Annotated in this window: 15 protein-coding genes; 3 read left to right on the top strand and 12 right to left on the bottom strand. The window is 59.5% G+C overall.

Annotated features, from left to right (window positions below; all coding sequences use genetic code 11):
* The 10 genes from ndhC to ACIOVD_RS26895 form a co-directional block, all read right to left on the bottom strand.
* Nucleotides 1–214 (bottom strand): NADH-quinone oxidoreductase subunit A (ndhC, locus tag ACIOVD_RS26940; RefSeq protein WP_401131185.1); only part of this gene is annotated, 214 nt, incomplete at its 3' end.
* A 556-nt stretch (nt 215–770) separates the two neighbouring features.
* Nucleotides 771–2096, bottom strand: coding sequence for an isocitrate lyase (gene aceA / locus ACIOVD_RS26935; protein WP_008032724.1), 1326 nt, complete (start codon nt 2094–2096; stop codon nt 771–773).
* Between the two features lie 496 nt (nt 2097–2592).
* Nucleotides 2593–3330 (bottom strand): secretin N-terminal domain-containing protein, encoded by a 738-nt coding sequence (locus ACIOVD_RS26930; RefSeq protein ID WP_401131182.1) that lies wholly within the window; start codon nt 3328–3330, stop codon nt 2593–2595.
* 229 nt (nt 3331–3559) lie between these two features.
* Entirely contained in the window at nt 3560–3985 is a 426-nt protein-coding gene (locus tag ACIOVD_RS26925; RefSeq protein WP_095165229.1) for a GNAT family N-acetyltransferase, read from the bottom strand.
* Nucleotides 3978–5147, bottom strand: coding sequence for a cupin domain-containing protein (locus ACIOVD_RS26920; protein WP_320332605.1), 1170 nt, complete (start codon nt 5145–5147; stop codon nt 3978–3980). The genes ACIOVD_RS26925 and ACIOVD_RS26920 overlap by 8 nt, the downstream gene beginning before the upstream one ends.
* 86 nt (nt 5148–5233) lie before the next feature.
* Nucleotides 5234–6604, bottom strand: a complete 1371-nt coding sequence (purB, locus tag ACIOVD_RS26915) for an adenylosuccinate lyase (protein ID WP_095165226.1) — start codon at nt 6602–6604, stop codon at nt 5234–5236.
* A gap of 124 nt (nt 6605–6728) precedes the next feature.
* A complete protein-coding gene (hflD, locus tag ACIOVD_RS26910; RefSeq protein ID WP_320332603.1) occupies nt 6729–7352 on the bottom strand; it encodes a high frequency lysogenization protein HflD in 624 nt (207 codons plus the stop codon).
* A complete protein-coding gene (mnmA, locus tag ACIOVD_RS26905) occupies nt 7349–8473 on the bottom strand; it encodes a tRNA 2-thiouridine(34) synthase MnmA (RefSeq protein ID WP_095165224.1) in 1125 nt (374 codons plus the stop codon). The genes hflD and mnmA overlap by 4 nt, the downstream gene beginning before the upstream one ends.
* Before the next feature lie 59 nt (nt 8474–8532).
* Nucleotides 8533–8979 carry an NUDIX hydrolase gene (locus ACIOVD_RS26900; RefSeq protein ID WP_159996938.1) on the bottom strand — a complete coding sequence of 149 codons (447 nt, stop codon included), beginning with the start codon at nt 8977–8979 and terminating at the stop codon, nt 8533–8535.
* Between the two features lie 199 nt (nt 8980–9178).
* Nucleotides 9179–11404: an NADP-dependent isocitrate dehydrogenase gene (locus ACIOVD_RS26895; protein ID WP_401131178.1), complete on the bottom strand. Its 2226-nt coding sequence runs from the start codon at nt 11402–11404 to the stop codon at nt 9179–9181.
* 491 nt (nt 11405–11895) lie between these two features.
* Here ACIOVD_RS26895 and icd point away from each other — a divergent pair, with 491 nt between their 5' ends.
* On the top strand, nt 11896–13152 hold the full coding sequence (icd, locus tag ACIOVD_RS26890; RefSeq protein WP_007905029.1) for an NADP-dependent isocitrate dehydrogenase: 1257 nt from the start codon (nt 11896–11898) through the stop codon (nt 13150–13152).
* Between the two features lie 86 nt (nt 13153–13238).
* On the opposite strand, the gene cspD is transcribed toward icd, so the two are convergent.
* The gene (cspD, locus tag ACIOVD_RS26885) at nt 13239–13505 is read right to left on the bottom strand and encodes a cold shock domain-containing protein CspD (RefSeq protein WP_401131176.1); all 267 of its coding nucleotides are present in this window, start codon (nt 13503–13505) and stop codon (nt 13239–13241) included.
* A 226-nt stretch (nt 13506–13731) separates the two neighbouring features.
* Between cspD and clpS the strand changes: the two genes are divergently transcribed.
* Nucleotides 13732–14094 (top strand): ATP-dependent Clp protease adapter ClpS, encoded by a 363-nt coding sequence (gene clpS, locus ACIOVD_RS26880; protein WP_093421263.1) that lies wholly within the window; start codon nt 13732–13734, stop codon nt 14092–14094.
* 29 nt (nt 14095–14123) lie between these two features.
* The gene (gene clpA, locus ACIOVD_RS26875) at nt 14124–16394 is read left to right on the top strand and encodes an ATP-dependent Clp protease ATP-binding subunit ClpA (protein WP_095165219.1); all 2271 of its coding nucleotides are present in this window, start codon (nt 14124–14126) and stop codon (nt 16392–16394) included.
* Nucleotides 16395–16726: 332 nt separating this feature from the next.
* On the opposite strand, the gene ACIOVD_RS26870 is transcribed toward clpA, so the two are convergent.
* A partial coding sequence (locus ACIOVD_RS26870; protein WP_401131173.1) for a hypothetical protein occupies nt 16727–17024 on the bottom strand: 298 nt, incomplete at its 5' end.

The raw sequence follows: 17024 nt of genomic DNA, 5'->3' as shown, positions 1-17024 counted from the left end.
ACATCGCGACCAGATAGAATTTGGCTGAGAGCCGCAAGCGGGCGCCACCTGTAGGTAGCATGCCGGACTCGAACGGTTCGTTATTGCTGCTGCCCCAGGCTTTTGACCCGAGGAGGCTGGAGACGCCGAGCATGAAGGCACAAAGGCCGCCGACACCCAGAAGGAAAATGGCAAAGCCCCAGTTGTGGGCCATGAGTCCTGTCGCTTCGGGCATGCTGGTAATCCTTAACAGAGAGCAAGGGTCTCTGAGCTTGATAAAGAAATAAAGCAGTGACGATATGTCGCAGCGCAATCAATCGCGGTGATTTTATGGCTAAACACCGTGCAAGTAAAATTCCTATAGCGAAATTATTTATAGGAATAAGGACATAGCGCACCTGCGAGGCCCTGCAGCCCGTGCGGTACGGGCATTAGCCGGGGTTTTGTTAATTATGTTTTGTGGCTGTTGCAATGAATATAGTTTGAGCTGAATGATAATCAATATTGTTTGTAGCGGTTTTTAAACTATTCCACAGCCGGGTAAGCGCAAAGTTACGGTTACTTGCCTGCTACAGCAAGTTGCCCGGGGGCAGGTTTTAACCGTTTTGACCATTGCCGACACCGCTCTGGATCAATGTTTTGCTTCATGCGTCCTGTGGGAGGGGCGCACACGGTGTTCGTGGGATCCCACGCAAAAAAAACGCCCCGAACCAGTCGGGGCGTCAGATTTTCGGCATTGCAGTTAGCTTTCTACCAGGTCTGCGATGTCCGTGTGCTCAAGGCGAAGTCGATCAGTGGAACTGCTCTTCTTCGGTGGAGCCGGTCAGTGCGGTCACCGAAGACGAGCCGCCCTGGATCACGGTGGTCATGTCGTCGAAGTAGCCAGTGCCCACTTCCTGCTGGTGCGCCACGAAGGTGTAGCCTTTGGCAGCGTCAGCGAATTCCTGCTCTTGCAGCTTCACGTAGGCAGTCATGTCGTTGCGGGCGTAGTCGTGCGCCAGGTTGAACATGCTGTGCCACATGTTGTGAATGCCAGCCAGGGTGATGAACTGGTGCTTGTAGCCCATGGCGGACAGTTCGCGCTGGAACTTGGCGATGGTCGCGTCGTCCAGGTTCTTCTTCCAGTTGAAGGAAGGCGAGCAGTTGTACGACAGCAGTTGGTCCGGGTATTCCTTCTTGATCGCTTCAGCGAAGCGACGAGCTTCGTCCAGGTCCGGCTTGGCGGTTTCGCACCAGATCAGGTCGGCGTACGGAGCGTAAGCCAGGCCGCGAGCGATGGCCTGGTCCAGGCCGGCGCGCACTTTGTAGAAGCCTTCCTGGGTGCGTTCGCCAGTCACGAATGGCTGGTCGTACGGGTCGCAGTCGGAAGTCAGCAGGTCAGCGGCGTTAGCGTCAGTACGGGCCAGGATGATGGTCGGAGTACCGGCGACGTCAGCTGCCAGACGAGCAGCGGTCAGCTTCTGTACAGCTTCCTGGGTAGGAACCAGTACCTTGCCGCCCATGTGCCCGCATTTTTTGACGGAGGCCAGTTGGTCTTCGAAGTGGACGCCGGCAGCGCCTGCCTCGATCATGCTCTTCATCAGCTCGTAGGCGTTCAGGACGCCGCCGAAACCGGCTTCAGCGTCAGCCACGATGGGTGCGAAGTAGTCGATGTAGCCTTCGTCGCCCGGGCCTTTGCCGGCTTTCCACTGGATCTGGTCAGCGCGACGGAACGAGTTGTTGATGCGCTTGACCACGGTCGGTACCGAGTCAACCGGGTACAGCGACTGGTCTGGGTACATCGATTCGGCGGAGTTGTTGTCCGCAGCCACTTGCCAGCCAGACAGGTAGATTGCCTGGATACCGGCTTTGACTTGTTGTACAGCCTGGCCGCCGGTCAGGGCGCCCATGCAGTTGACGAAATCTTTCTCAGGGCGGAAGGACGGCTTGGCGCCCTGGGTCACCAGGTTCCACAGCTTCTCGGCGCCCAGTTTTGCAAAGGTGTGCTCAGGTTGAACCGAGCCGCGCAGGCGGACGACGTCAGCAGCGGAGTAAGCGCGTGTCACGCCTTTCCAGCGTGGGTTTTCAGCCCAGTCTTTTTCGAGGGCTGCAATTTGCTGTTCGCGTGTCAGTGCCATGGAGATAAACCTCGTCGCATAGGTCTTGGTGGAAAATTCCGTTTGCCGGGTACGCGTGTCAAAAGGCGTAACAGGCTGCTCGCTGACCAGAAGCTTGGCCGGTCAAGGCGGGTTTGGCGGGGGTGGCGACGGGATGAACGATGGGCTCGAGGATGGAGGCTGAGCAGGTAAGGGCGAGCTGTCGGGCGCATTCGGGCGTCGTGGGCCTGGTGCGAACATCAGTGGTGTGCCGGGTTACCTATTTACGCTTCCGTCCCTCGGGACAACTTCGTTCCAGTCGGCAACCTCGTCAAACACACCTTGTGGGCGGTACAGACACGAAACGGCTCGCAGGGTGGTTGCAAGCAACGCTTCGAAGGCCCTTGCCAGGGCCTCTGATTAGCGGGAGCGAGGCCATCATGCCTTTGCTTTTTTGCCTCGTCAAACGTTTTGTAGTGCTTTTTTTCAAGCACTACATCTTTGGTCTAATACGACTAATCAGTCAGTTTTCGGTGAGTTAGTCCAAGGTATCGACTTTCACCCGCAAGCTCAGGTCATCCCGGCCTTGGGTCCCATAGGTATGGGTCATGCCCTGTTTATCGGCCTGGGTCTGGCGGTTGATCCCGGCCAGGGTGATCCATTGGCCCAGGCGGCCGCTGACACTTGTGTCGGTGCTTTGCACATTCACTACATCGGGACGTTCCTGGCTCATGCGGTCACGGTTGGTGCTGATGGCCAGGTGCACGGTTTCGCCGGTGACGCTGGCGGTCACGTAAAAACCCTGGGTGACATTGCGGTATTCGGTCTGGCTTTGCAGGCGGCCGTAAGTGTCGGTCCCGGTGCTGGTGAGCGGGACGCTCTGGCCGGTCTGGATCAGTGCCGGCACGCCTTCGCTGGCCTGGATCTGCTGGATGCCGCCTTCGCGACTGGCGGTGCTGTAGCTGATTATCTGCGTTTGCTGGTCGCTGCTGTCCTGCTGGTTGTTCTGGTTGGTGTCGACGGTGATCAGCAGGCGTTTTGGCGCGGTGTCGAGCTGGCTAAGCAGCGCCTTAAGTTCGTCGATCCTGGCGGGATCTGCGTTGACAATCAGTTGATTGCCATAGGCGCTGACGGTGCCGTCCTTGCCGATGAAATTCTGTGCCACGGGGAGCAGGTCGGCGCTGGTGCGGTGGTTGAGCGGCACCACTTCGGTCGCCGCCATGGCCGCAAAGCTGCAGCCGAGCAGCAGAGTGGTGAGCAGGGCGCGTAGGGACATATCCGTTATCTCCGCATTCAAGTGTCTTGATAGTGCCAGTTTGTCGGCCTGCGGTGGAGCAAGTTGAATCGTAGACAGCAAAACGCCCCGGCATCGTTGGATGGCGGGGCGTTCTGGGTGGTTCTGATAGTGCTATCGCGGGCAAGCGGAGCGCCGCCCGGCCCGCTCCCACAAGGTCATGGGCAAGCCCTGTGGGAGCGGGCTTGCCCGCGATGGCCGCAACCCGGTTTCAAGCCGAGTCACGCACCATGTCGACATGAGGAATCCCGGCTTCGAGGAACTCTTCACTGACAATCTTGAAGCCCAGGCGCTCATAGAACGCTGTGGCCTGCACCTGGGCGCTGAGCATCTGCTGCTTGAGCCCGCGCTCCTCGGCTTCGCCGATCACCGCTTGCATCAAGGCGTCGCCGACTTTCAGGCCGCGCCAGTCCTTGAGCACCGAGACCCGGCCGATGTGGCCGTCGGACAGCAGGCGGGCAGTACCAATTGGAAAGTCGCCTTCAAATGCGAGGAAGTGCACGGCGCTTGCGTCGTCGGCATCCCATTCCAGCTCGGGTGGAACCGATTGCTCGGCGATGAATACCGCTTCACGAATGCGCCGGATCTCGGCGTTATCCTTTTGCCAGTCTGCGACACGTACGCGAATCTTATTCATCGGCAAACCCCAGGCTACCTTGCTTGACCAGTTCGCACAGCAGGCCGCGGCCGTCTTCGTCGCTCAGCCATTGGCCGAGGTTGTCGACATGCAGCGCGTCGGCGGCGCAAATCATTTTCAGCAGTTCGCGCAGTTTACCCGGCAGGTAACGGCTTTGGCCGCTGGCAAACAGCAGCAGGTCGTCGTCGACTTCGGACCAGGCCAGGCGCGCGCTCGGGTTGCGAATCAGCACCGCGCCTTGTTCCAGGGCGCCAAGGAAGTCGTCCTCGGTCACGTCTTCCGGCCCTGCAACCAACTCAGGGTAGCGCGGCTCGGTCATGAACTGGCCGAACCAGGTCAACAGCAGGCGCTCGTCGCTCATGTGCTCGGCCAGCAGGCCTTTCAAGCGGTCGAGTGCGTCGTGCTGGATCTGGTGCGGGTCGGCAGCCGGTTGTGCGTCGGCGTCGGTGTAGCGTTCTTCGTCCGGCAGGAACTGGCTGAGGAAGTCAGTGAAGTGGGTCAGCACTTCAGCGGCGCTCGGTGCGCGGAAACCTACCGAGTAGGTCAGGCAGTCATCCACGGCGACGCCGCAGTGGGCCAGGCGTGGCGGCAGGTAAAGCATGTCGCCCGGCTCCAGGACCCACTCGTCGGTGGCTTCGAAGTCGGCCAGGATGCGCAGGTCGGCGTGTTGCAGCAGCGGGCTCTCGGAGTCGCACATCTGGCCGATTTTCCAGTTGCGCTGGCCATGGCCTTGCAGCAGGAACACATCGTAATTGTCGAAGTGCGGGCCAACACTGCCACCTGGGGCGGCGAAGCTGATCATCACGTCGTCGATGCGCCAGCTCGGCAGGAAGCGGAAGTTTTCCAGCAGTTCGCTGACTTCCGGCACGAACTGGTCGACAGCCTGCACCAGCAGGGTCCAGTCACGCTCCGGCAGCTTGCTGAATTCGTCTTCGGCGAACGGGCCGCGACGCAATTCCCAAGGGCGCTCGCCGTGCTCGATGACCAGGCGTGATTCGACTTCTTCTTCCAGGGCCAGGCCGGCCAGTTCGTCGGCGTCGATCGGGCTTTCGAAGTCAGGGATTGCCTGGCGGATCAGCAGCGGTTTTTTCTGCCAGTAGTCGCGCAGGAACTCGCGTGCAGTGATGCCGCCCAGAAGTTGCAGAGGAATATCAGGATTCATGTGTAACCTATTGAAAAAAAGCACTTTTCAGACGGGAATAAAAACGCCCGGCGCTGCCGGGCGTCTCAAACGGGTCAAGCGGTCGATCAGATGCGTCGAGCTTGCTCGACTGCGTTACCGATGTAGTTGGCCGGGGTGAGCAGTTTCAGCTCGGCCTTTGCCTCGGCAGGCATGTCCAGTGCATCGATGAAAGTCTGCAGCGCTTCAGGGCTGATGCCCTTGCCGCGGGTCAATTCTTTGAGCTTTTCGTACGGGTTTTCGATGTTGTAGCGGCGCATCACGGTCTGGATCGGCTCGGCCAGCACTTCCCAGCAGGCGTCCAGGTCAGCGGCGATTTTCTGCGCGTTGAGCTCCAGCTTGCTGATGCCTTTGAGGCTGGCTTCGTACGCGATCACGCTGTGGGCAAAACCCACGCCGAGGTTACGCAGTACGGTGGAGTCGGTCAGGTCGCGCTGCCAGCGGGAAATCGGCAGTTTGCTCGCCAGGTGCTGGAACAGTGCGTTGGCGATACCCAGGTTGCCTTCGGAGTTTTCGAAGTCGATCGGGTTGACCTTGTGCGGCATGGTCGAGGAACCGATTTCACCAGCGATGGTGCGCTGTTTGAAATAACCCAGGGAGATGTAGCCCCAGATGTCACGGTCGAAGTCGATCAGGATGGTGTTGAAACGCGCGATCGCGTCGAACAGCTCGGCGATGTAGTCGTGCGGCTCGATCTGCGTGGTGTAGGGGTTGAAACCCAGGCCCAGTTCGTCTTCGATGAAGGCGCGGGCGTTGGCTTCCCAGTCGATCTGCGGGTAGGCCGACAGGTGGGCGTTGTAGTTGCCTACGGCGCCGTTGATCTTGCCCAGCAGTGGCACGGCAGCGACCTGGGCGATCTGGCGCTCCAGGCGGTACACCACGTTCGCCAGCTCTTTGCCCAGGGTGGTCGGCGAAGCCGGTTGCCCGTGGGTGCGCGACAGCATCGGCACGTCGGCGAAGCGGATCGCCAGTTCACGGATGGCTTCGGCGGTCTGACGCATCAGCGGCAGCATCACGTCATCACGGCCTTCGCGCAGCATCAGCGCGTGGGACAGGTTGTTGATGTCCTCGCTGGTGCAGGCAAAGTGGATGAACTCACTGACGTTGGCCAGTTCCGGCAGCTTGGCCGCTTGCTCTTTGAGCAAGTATTCGATGGCCTTGACGTCGTGGTTGGTGGTGCGCTCGATCTCTTTGACGCGCTCGGCGTGCTCCAGCGAGAAGTTCTCGGCCAGTTCGTTGAGAACGGCGTTGGCTTGCGCGGAGAAGGCTGGCACTTCAGGGATGGCAGCGTGGGCGGCCAGGCGTTGAAGCCAGCGCACTTCCACCAGGACGCGAGCACGGATCAGGCCGTATTCGCTGAAAATTGGCCGCAGGGCCTGGGTTTTGCCGGCGTAGCGGCCGTCAACAGGGGAAACCGCAGTGAGCGAAGAGAGCTGCATGGGGTGTTCTCGGACAGTCGGGCAACGAAATGGGGCGCGTATCATACATGAAAAAATCCGCCGGTCCGTTGCCAACTGACCAGCGTATTACGCCTAACACGGTGTACATGACCCTTGATGCGACTTATTCGTTGCGCATCAATGGGTAAAGTTCTTTGAGCAATTTGCGACGGCTGATCACCAACTGCCAGCGGTGCCCACCCAGTTGCCGCCACAGGCGTGCCGAGCGGATGCCGGCCAGCAGCAGGGCGCGGATTTTCGAGGCATTGCTGGGTTGCTGCAGGTTGCGCATGTCGCCGTGTACCTGGATGCGCTGGCGCAAGGTGCTCAGGGTGTCCTGGTACAGGGCGCCACAGCCGGCAATCACGTTCTCGTGCGCCGGGCCGAAGTGTTCAACCTGGGACTGGATCTGGGGCAGGCGCTTGCCGATTTCCGCGAGCATGTCCTCGCGCTTGGCCAGTTGCCGCTCAAGACCGAGCATCGACAGGGCGTAGCGCAGTGGTTCGCGCTGCAGGGTGCTGGGGTCGCGCTCCAGGGCGCCAATCAACGCGCGATAGCCTTCGCGCAGGTTGAGGTCGTCGCCGCCGTAGACTTCCAGGGTGTCCTTGGGGTCGCGGATCAGCAGGCTGCCGAGCATGCAGGTCAGGCCGGCTTCGCTGACCTGGCCGGTCTTGGCGATCTTGTCCACCAGCACAGCGGCCAGGAAGACACCGCCCAGCGCGGTCAATTGCTCCTGAGTGGGGCTCATGCCTTGCTGCTCCAGGGCTCTGCGACTTCGATGACACCGCCACCGAGGCAGATCTCACCGTCGTAGAACACCACGGACTGGCCGGGCGTGACCGCGCGTTGCGGTTCATCGAAGGTGGCGCGATAGCCGGTCGCCGTTTGTTCCAGGGTGCAGAGCTGGTCGCCCTGGCGATAGCGGACCTTGGCGGTCAGGCGGCGCGGCTGGCTCAGGTCGACCGGGTTGACCCAGTAGATCTCGGAGGCGAGCAGGGCGCCGGAGAACAGCCATGGGTGGTTGTTGCCCTGGCCCACGATCAGCTCGTTGTGCTCCAGGTCCTTGACCAGCACGTACCAGGGCTCGTCGCCGGCGTCTTTCAAGCCGCCGATGCCCAGGCCCTGGCGTTGGCCGATGGTGTGGTACATCAGGCCATGGTGGCGACCGATCACTTCACCTTCGGTGGTCTTGATTTCGCCTGGCTGGGCCGGCAGGTATTGCTTGAGGAAGTCGCTGAAACGACGCTCACCGATAAAGCAGATGCCGGTCGAGTCTTTCTTCTTGGCCGTGGCCAGGTCGTGTTTCTCGGCAATCGCGCGGACTTCCGGCTTTTCCAGTTCGCCGACCGGAAACAGGGTCTTGGCGATCTGTTCACCGCCGACTGCGTGCAGGAAATAGCTCTGGTCCTTGTTCGGGTCCAGGCCCTTGAGCAGTTCGGTGCGGCCATCAATGTCGCGGCGGCGCACGTAGTGACCGGTGGCGATCAGGTCGGCGCCGAGCATCATGGCGTAGTCGAGGAACGCCTTGAACTTGATTTCACGGTTGCACAGGATGTCCGGGTTTGGCGTACGTCCGGCCTTGTATTCGGCCAGGAAGTGCTCGAACACGTTGTCCCAGTACTCGGCGGCGAAGTTGGCGGTGTGCAGCTTGATGCCGATCTTGTCGCACACGGCCTGGGCGTCGGCCAGGTCATCCATGGCGGTGCAGTAGTCCGTACCGTCGTCCTCTTCCCAGTTCTTCATGAACAGGCCTTCCACCTGGTAACCCTGCTCGATCAGCAGTAGGGCGGAAACGGAAGAGTCCACGCCGCCGGACATGCCGACAATGACGCGCTTCGATTGGGTGTCAGAAGGGGCTGGATCACGCATGGGAATTTAATGAGTGTCTTGAAAAAGGACGCGATTCTAACAGGCTGGCGCCCGCAAGGCTAAAGAGAAGGACGGATCAGTTCGAGACTGAAGCAATTTCCCTGCAGATAATCGTCGATGCAACGGATGATCAGCTCGCTGCGCCAGTTGTCGCGCTGGGCCAGCAACTCGTCCCGGGTCAGCCACTTGGCGCCGACGATACCGTCGTCCAGTGGGTAATCGGGGTGGTGTTTGATCGCTTTGGCGATGAAGCAGACCCGTTGGTAAGTCACGCCGTTGCTGGGGGCGGTGTACAGGTAAATGCCGACCACGCCGGTCGGTTCAACGTCCCAGCCGGTCTCTTCGAGGGTTTCGCGCACGGCGGCTTCGGTCAAGGTCTCATCCGGATCCAGATGGCCGGCGGGCTGGTTGAGTACGTTGCGACCAGCCTTGTGCTCTTCAACCATCAGAAAGCGGCCGTTGTCCTCGACGATGGTGGCAACGGTGATGTGGGGTTTCCAGTCCATGAAGTGTCCTCGGTCGTGAGCAATGAAACCCTGTGGGAGCTGGCTTGCCAGCGATAGCAACGGGGCAGTCATCATCAATGTTGAATGATAAGCCGCCATCGCTGGCAAGCCAGCTCCCACAGGGGCCTGTGTCGATCAATAAAAGTCATAAACACAAACCCCGGCACATGGCCGGGGTTTGTGGTGTTCCCTTACAACCTTACACCAGCGCAGCAATCGCCGCGTTGAAGGTGTTGCTCGGGCGCATGGCCTGGCTGATCAGCTCGGCATTGGCGTGGTAGTAACCGCCGATGTCCACTGGCTTGCCCTGGACGGCGTTGAGCTCGGCAACGATGGTTGCCTCGTTCTCGGTCAGGGTGCTGGCCAGTTGGCTGAACTGCGCCTGCAGTGCAGTGTCTTCGCTCTGGGCGGCCAGGGCTTGTGCCCAGTACAGCGCCAGGTAGAAGTGGCTGCCGCGGTTGTCGATGTTGCCGACTTTGCGCGATGGCGACTTGTTGTTGTCGAGGAACTGGCCAGTAGCCTGGTCCAGGGTCTTGGCCAACACCAACGCTTTAGGGTTGTTGTAGGTCACGCCCAGGTGTTCCAGGGAGGCGGCCAGGGCCAGGAACTCGCCCAGCGAATCCCAACGCAGGAAGTTTTCTTCCAGCAGTTGTTGCACGTGCTTGGGTGCCGAACCGCCAGCGCCGGTTTCGAACAGGCCGCCACCGTTCATCAGCGGTACGATCGACAGCATCTTGGCGCTGGTGCCCAGTTCCATGATCGGGAACAGGTCAGTCAGGTAGTCGCGCAACACGTTGCCGGTCACCGAGATGGTGTCCTTGCCTTCGCGGGTGCGCTGCAGGGTGAACTTCATGGCGTCGACCGGTGCCATGATCTGGATATCCAGGCCGGCGGTGTCGTGGTCCTTCAGGTAAGCCTGGACCTTCTCGATCACCACGCCATCGTGGGCGCGCATTGGGTCCAGCCAGAAAATCGCTGGGGTGGCGCTGGCGCGAGCGCGGTTGACGGCCAGTTTGACCCAATCCTGGATCGGCGCGTCCTTGGTCTGGCACATGCGGAAGATGTCGCCGGCCTCAACCGGTTGCTCCAGCAGGGTGCGGCCAGCGCTGTCGGAAACACGAACCACACCGTCAGCCTTGATTTGGAAGGTCTTGTCGTGGGAACCGTATTCTTCGGCTTTTTTCGCCATCAGGCCAACGTTTGGCACGCTGCCCATGGTGGTTGGGTCGAAGGCGCCATTGACCTTGCAGTCTTCGATCACGGCCTGGTAGATGGTGGCGTAGCAGCGATCCGGGATCACGGCCTTGGTGTCGTGCAGTTGGCCGTCGGTGCCCCACATTTTGCCGGAGTCACGGATCATGGCCGGCATCGATGCGTCGACGATCACGTCGCTTGGCACGTGCAGGTTGGTGATGCCTTTGTCGGAGTTGACCATCGCCAGGGAAGGGCGAGCGGCGTAGACCGCCTGGATGTCAGCTTCGATCTGCGCTTGCTGGTCGGCCGGCAGGGCCTTGATGCGAGCGTACAGGTCGCCGATACCGTTGTTCAGGTTGAAGCCGATCTGGGCCAGCACGTCTGCGTGCTTGGCCAGGGCGTCTTTATAGAACTCGGCAACGATCTGGCCGAACATGATCGGGTCGGAGACCTTCATCATGGTGGCTTTGAGGTGGACCGACAGCAGTACACCCTTGGACTTGGCGTCTTCGATCTCGGCGGCGATGAAGCTGCGCAGGGCGTTTTTGCTCATGACTGCGCAATCGAGGATCTCACCGGCTTGCACGGTGGTCTTGGCCTTCAGGACGGTGGCGGTGCCGTCCTGGGCGATCAGTTCGATTTTCACGGCGTCAGCGGCGTCGATCAGGGCGGCCTTTTCGCTGCCGTAGAAATCGCCGGTGCTCATGTGCGCAATGTGGGACTTGGAGTCCTTGGCCCATGCGCCCATTTTGTGCGGGTGCTTGCGTGCGTAGTTCTTGACCGACAGCGGTGCGCGACGGTCGGAGTTGCCTTCACGCAGAACCGGGTTTACCGCGCTGCCCTTGATCTTGTCGTAACGAGCCTTGGCGTCTTTGTCGGCATCGCTGGTCACGGTTTCCGGGTAGTCCGGCAGTGCATAGCCCTGGGCTTGCAACTCTTTGATCGCGGCCTGCAGTTGCGGTACCGAAGCACTGATGTTCGGCAGCTTGATGATGTTGGCTTCAGGCGTAACGGCCAGGGCGCCCAGTTCGGCGAGGTGGTCGGCTACGGCTTTGTCACCCAGTTGCTCGGGGAAGCTTGCCAGGATGCGCCCTGCAAGGGAGATATCGCGGGTTTCCACGGCAATATCGGCGGAAGCAGTAAAGGCTTCTACGATCGGGAGCAGGGAATAGGTGGCGAGGGCGGGAGCTTCGTCGGTGAAGGTGTAGATGATCTTCGAGCGGGTGGGCATATTCGGATTAACTCTCTTCTTTGCTAAAAGCGTGCGCGGAAATTCGAGGGGCGCCGGGTAAGCGCGTTCGTTCAAAGTCATCCATGAGCCGAATGTCGAGATTTCGTCGCGGTGATGTTGGGTGCATCAGTCGAGCGTCAAGCGCTCGGGTTGCGGTAACAACCCGGCTTTTCGGGCCGAAACTCTTGTAGTAGAGGGCTCGGCCGTCGTGACTCTGTGGTCAGCGGCGGCATTATACATAGGTAGCTGGCAAAACGCCGATGGTTCATACACCTCCGGTCTCGTCCATTGGTCTAAAGGTCGCACCCGGTGCTGCGGCGTAGAGTCGCTCCATGTGCTTGAGTTTGGCAGTTTCCCCTTTGCTTTCAGGCTTGTAGGCCGCGAACTGGTTAGCTTGGCGGCAGATGAGTGGAACATGAGGTTCCCGTGCAGATTCAACTGGGGTACGCTCGAACGCAGCCAGATGTTCAATCCACACAACGGAGTTCAGCATGGGATACAAGAAGATTCAGGTTCCAGCAGTCGGCGACAAAATCACCGTCAATGCAGACCATTCTCTCAATGTTCCTAACAACCCGATCATCCCTTTCATTGAAGGTGATGGTATTGGTGTTGATATCAGCCCGGTCATGATCAAGGTTGTCGATGCTGCTGTTAAGAAGGCTTACGGCGGCGAACGCAAGATTTCCTGGATGGAAGTGTATGCCGGGGAAAAAGCGACTCAGGTTTACGATCAGGACACCTGGCTGCCTCAGGAAACCCTGGACGCAGTCAAGGATTACGTGGTTTCCATCAAGGGCCCGCTGACCACCCCGGTCGGTGGCGGTATCCGTTCGTTGAACGTGGCCCTGCGTCAGCAACTCGACCTTTACGTCTGCCTGCGCCCGGTGCGCTGGTTCGAAGGTGTACCAAGCCCGGTGAAGAAGCCAGGCGACGTCGACATGACCATCTTCCGTGAGAACTCGGAAGACATCTATGCCGGTATCGAGTGGAAAGCCGGCTCGCCGGAAGCGACCAAGGTCATCAAGTTCCTGAAAGAGGAAATGGGTGTCACCAAGATCCGTTTCGACGAAAACTGCGGCATCGGCGTCAAGCCGGTTTCCCTGGAAGGCACCAAGCGTCTGGCGCGCAAAGCCCTGCAATATGTGGTCGACAATGATCGCGACTCGCTGACCATCGTCCACAAAGGCAACATCATGAAGTTCACCGAAGGTGCCTTCAAGGAATGGGCCTACGAAGTGGCGGCCGAAGAGTTCGGCGCGACCCTGCTCGACGGCGGTCCGTGGATGCAGTTCAAGAACCCGAAAACCGGCAAGAACGTCATCGTCAAGGATGCTATCGCCGATGCCATGCTCCAGCAGATCCTGCTGCGCCCGGCGGAATACGACGTGATCGCGACCCTGAACCTGAACGGCGACTACCTGTCCGACGCCCTGGCGGCTGAAGTCGGCGGTATCGGTATCGCGCCAGGTGCCAACCTGTCCGACACCGTGGCCATGTTCGAAGCCACCCACGGCACTGCGCCGAAGTACGCCGGCAAGGACCAGGTCAACCCGGGCTCGCTGATCCTGTCCGCGGAAATGATGCTGCGCCACATGGGCTGGACCGAAGCGGCCGACCTGATCATCAAGGGCACCAATGGCGCTATCTCGGCCAAGACCGTGACCTATGACTTCGAACGCCTGATGGAAGGCGCCAAGCTGCTGTCTTCTTCGGCGTTTGGCGATGCCCTGATCTCGCACATGTGAGCTGAGCGGCATTAAACAAAAACCGGCCGGCTCAAGTGATTGAGTCGGCCGGTTTTTTTATGCAAAGCCTGCGGTCAGTGAGGGTCTCAGGCGGTAACGGAGTGTTCTTGCGGGGTTGTGTTGATTGCGCCGGCTTCAATGGCGGCACCGATGTTCACGGCGTGCAGGCCCTTGGGGCCCTGGATGATCTCGAAGACCACCGCCTGGCCGGCCTTCAAGGTTTTGTATCCCTCCATCTGGATCGCCGAGTAGTGGGCGAACAGATCGTCCGTTTTGCCGTCTTCATTGATGAAACCGTAACCCTTGGCATTGTTGAACCACTTGACCTTGCCATTGATCTTGACGCCTGACATACCCAACTCCCTCTGCAACAGACTCCATCACTGGAGTATCATCCAGTTGATCCTGCTCAAATCCTGCAAATAGGGTTTGACGGCACGGACCTTTTTTACCCACTGTGGGCTCTATTGGTTGTAACACTGATTTGCCGATAGTCAAGGCGACCGGACAGTCAGAGTTGAAAAGCTCTGGGACCGCCCCCACCACTGTATTCAGCTCAACAGACGAACCTTTCTTTCCATGCATGCAATCAGCCAGATTCGACTAACATTCAATCAGGATCGCCCGGATTCACACGACGACGATTCCGCAGGCATTGCTGTACAGGAGGCAAAGCCTGCTTTACAGGCGCCGCCGATGTACAAGGTGGTTTTGTTCAATGATGACTACACACCGATGGATTTCGTCGTCGAAGTGCTCGAGGTGTTTTTTAACCTGAATCGTGAGCTGGCGACCAAGGTAATGCTGGCCGTCCACACAGAAGGACGGGCAGTATGCGGATTGTTTACCCGTGACATCGCCGAGACCAAGGCCATGCAGGTCAACCAGTACGCCAGGGAAAGCCAGCATCCGCTACTCTGTGAAATCGAGAAGGACGGTTAACGCCGACCACTTGGGTATGAGGTGAAGCTATGTTAAACCGCGAGCTCGAAGTCACCCTCAATCTCGCCTTCAAGGAGGCGCGTTCGAAACGTCATGAGTTCATGACCGTCGAACACCTCCTGTTGGCACTATTGGATAATGAGGCAGCCGCCACCGTTTTGCGTGCCTGCGGCGCAAACCTCGACAAACTCAAGCACGACCTGCAGGAGTTCATCGACTCCACCACGCCTTTGATTCCCGTCCATGACGAGGATCGTGAAACCCAGCCAACCCTGGGCTTCCAGCGTGTACTGCAACGTGCTGTCTTCCATGTGCAGAGCTCGGGCAAGCGTGAAGTGACCGGCGCCAACGTGCTGGTCGCGATCTTCAGTGAGCAAGAGAGTCAGGCGGTGTTCCTGCTGAAACAGCAGAGCGTTGCCCGCATTGATGTCGTCAACTACATCGCCCACGGCATTTCCAAAGTGCCCGGGCATGGCGATCACTCTGAAGGTGAGCAAGATATGCAGGACGAGGAAGGTGGTGAATCTTCTTCTTCAAGCAATCCGCTGGATGCTTATGCCAGCAACCTCAACGAACTGGCCCGCCAGGGTCGTATCGACCCGCTGGTCGGGCGTGAAATGGAAGTTGAGCGAGTGGCGCAGATTCTCGCGCGCCGGCGCAAGAACAACCCGTTGCTGGTGGGCGAGGCAGGCGTGGGTAAAACCGCGATTGCCGAAGGCCTGGCCAAGCGCATTGTCGACAACCAGGTGCCTGATCTGTTGGCCAATGCCGTGGTCTACTCCCTGGATCTCGGTGCGCTGCTGGCAGGTACCAAGTACCGTGGCGATTTCGAGAAGCGCTTCAAGGCGCTGCTCAATGAGCTGAAAAAACGTCCGCAGGCCATTCTGTTCATCGACGAAATCCACACCATTATTGGTGCGGGTGCCGCCTCTGGTGGCGTCATGGACGCTTCGAACCTGCTCAAGCCGCTGCTGTCGTCGGGTGATATCCGCTGCATCGGTTCGACCACGTTCCAGGAATTTCGCGGGATCTTCGAAAAAGACCGCGCCCTGGCACGACGTTTCCAGAAGGTCGATGTGTCGGAGCCTTCGGTGGAAGACACCATTGGCATCCTGCGCGGCCTCAAGGGTCGTTTCGAGGCGCACCACAACATCGAATACAGTGATGAGGCCTTGCGCGCCGCTGCCGAACTGGCCTCGCGCTACATCAACGACCGGCACATGCCGGACAAGGCCATCGACGTGATCGACGAGGCGGGCGCCTACCAGCGTCTGCAACCGGTCGAGAAACGCGTGAAACGCATCGAGGTGCCTCAGGTCGAGGACATCGTGGCGAAAATCGCGCGGATTCCGCCTAAGCATGTCACCAGTTCCGACAAGGAGCTGCTGCGCAACCTTGAGCGTGACCTCAAGCTGACGGTATTTGGCCAGGATGCCGCGATCGACTCGCTGTCGACTGCGATCAAACTGTCCCGTGCCGGTCTCAAGTCGCCGGACAAGCCAGTGGGCTCATTCCTGTTCGCCGGTCCGACCGGTGTCGGCAAGACCGAGGCGGCTCGCCAACTGGCGAAGGCGCTGGGGATCGAGCTGGTGCGGTTCGACATGTCCGAGTACATGGAGCGTCACACCGTATCGCGTCTGATCGGTGCGCCGCCGGGTTACGTCGGGTTCGACCAGGGCGGTCTGTTGACCGAAGCCATCACCAAGCAGCCGCATTGCGTGTTGTTGCTCGATGAGATCGAGAAGGCGCATCCGGAAGTCTTCAACCTGCTGCTGCAGGTCATGGACCACGGTACGCTCACCGATAACAACGGGCGCAAGGCGGACTTCCGCAACGTGATCGTGATCATGACGACCAACGCCGGCGCCGAAACCGCGGCCCGTGCGTCGATCGGCTTCACCCATCAGGACCACTCGTCCGATGCGATGGAAGTGATCAAGAAGAGCTTCACGCCGGAGTTCCGTAACCGTCTGGACACCATTATCCAGTTTGGTCGCCTCAGTCATGAGGTCATCAAAAGTGTGGTGGACAAGTTCCTTACCGAGCTTCAAGCGCAGTTGGAAGACAAGCGCGTGCAGCTGGAAGTGACCGATGCCGCACGCAGCTGGCTGGCGGCGGGTGGCTACGATTCGGCAATGGGCGCTCGTCCAATGGCCCGTTTGATCCAGGACAAGATCAAGCGTCCGCTGGCGGAGGAGATCCTGTTTGGCGAGTTGGCCGATCATGGTGGCGTGGTGCATATCGATATCAAGGACGGCGAGCTGACCTTCGATTTCGAGACCACGGCGGAAATGGCCTGACGGTTGGTTGTGTTAGAGCAGAAGGCGCCGGGAGGCGCCTTTTTGCTGTGTGGGGTTTGCTGCTTGGGGTTTGGGGGTTTGGGGGCATATCCGTTGCTGCGGTAACGGCGGCTTAGGGTTTCGCCCTTACGGCGAGGCACTTTTGTCAAACGACACAAAAGTACCCAAAAAGTCTTGCCCCAGCGTTCGGCCCCTCGCTAAGGCTCGGGGTGCCTTCGCTACGGTGCCCATCAGGGGGCATCGCCTACAGTTTGCTTCGCTGCACCTCCTCTCGATGTGTGCGGCTTCGCCGCACGGCGCTACGCGCCTCCCCCCCTGATGGACACCTTCGCTCAGCCTGCCGAAGGGGCAGGTGGATCAAGATCAAAAGCAAGAGCACGGCGACCTGACAGTCGGCCTGAGTGGTAAGAGCGAACGAGGCGGCCTACCGGCCGGCCTGTTTGCCCTGCGTACAAATCCCCCTTGCTCGCGATGGCGATCCGCGCCACACCGTTGGCATTGGCATTGGCATTGGCATTGGCATTGGCGTTTGCTTTGCTTTGCTTTGCTTTGCTTTGCTTTGCTTTGCTTTGCTTTGCTTTGCTTTGCTTTGCTTTGCTTTGCTTTGCTTTGCTTTGCTTTGCTTTGCTT

It is taken from the genome of Pseudomonas sp. NPDC087626 (assembly GCF_044743405.1).
Lineage (GTDB): Bacteria > Pseudomonadota > Gammaproteobacteria > Pseudomonadales > Pseudomonadaceae > Aquipseudomonas.
Note: the sequence above shows the minus strand (reverse complement) of the source record. Positions and strands in the feature narration are given on the sequence as shown.

Bases quoted from the DNA above. Each gene is read 5' to 3' on its own strand.
- ACIOVD_RS26920 (WP_320332605.1), bottom strand. From the start codon at position 5,147: ATGAATCCTGATATTCCTCTGCAACTTCTGGGCGGCATCACTGCACGC.
- purB (WP_095165226.1), bottom strand. From the start codon at position 6,604: ATGCAGCTCTCTTCGCTCACTGCGGTTTCCCCTGTTGACGGCCGCTAC.
- ACIOVD_RS26925 (WP_095165229.1), bottom strand. From the start codon at position 3,985: ATGAATAAGATTCGCGTACGTGTCGCAGACTGGCAAAAGGATAACGCC.
- hflD (WP_320332603.1), bottom strand. From the start codon at position 7,352: ATGAGCCCCACTCAGGAGCAATTGACCGCGCTGGGCGGTGTCTTCCTG.
- ACIOVD_RS26930 (WP_401131182.1), bottom strand. From the start codon at position 3,330: ATGTCCCTACGCGCCCTGCTCACCACTCTGCTGCTCGGCTGCAGCTTT.
- mnmA (WP_095165224.1), bottom strand. From the start codon at position 8,473: ATGCGTGATCCAGCCCCTTCTGACACCCAATCGAAGCGCGTCATTGTC.
- aceA (WP_008032724.1), bottom strand. From the start codon at position 2,096: ATGGCACTGACACGCGAACAGCAAATTGCAGCCCTCGAAAAAGACTGG.
- ACIOVD_RS26895 (WP_401131178.1), bottom strand. From the start codon at position 11,404: ATGCCCACCCGCTCGAAGATCATCTACACCTTCACCGACGAAGCTCCC.
- ACIOVD_RS26900 (WP_159996938.1), bottom strand. From the start codon at position 8,979: ATGGACTGGAAACCCCACATCACCGTTGCCACCATCGTCGAGGACAAC.
- cspD (WP_401131176.1), bottom strand. From the start codon at position 13,505: ATGTCAGGCGTCAAGATCAATGGCAAGGTCAAGTGGTTCAACAATGCC.
- clpS (WP_093421263.1), top strand. From the start codon at position 13,732: ATGCATGCAATCAGCCAGATTCGACTAACATTCAATCAGGATCGCCCG.
- clpA (WP_095165219.1), top strand. From the start codon at position 14,124: ATGTTAAACCGCGAGCTCGAAGTCACCCTCAATCTCGCCTTCAAGGAG.
- icd (WP_007905029.1), top strand. From the start codon at position 11,896: ATGGGATACAAGAAGATTCAGGTTCCAGCAGTCGGCGACAAAATCACC.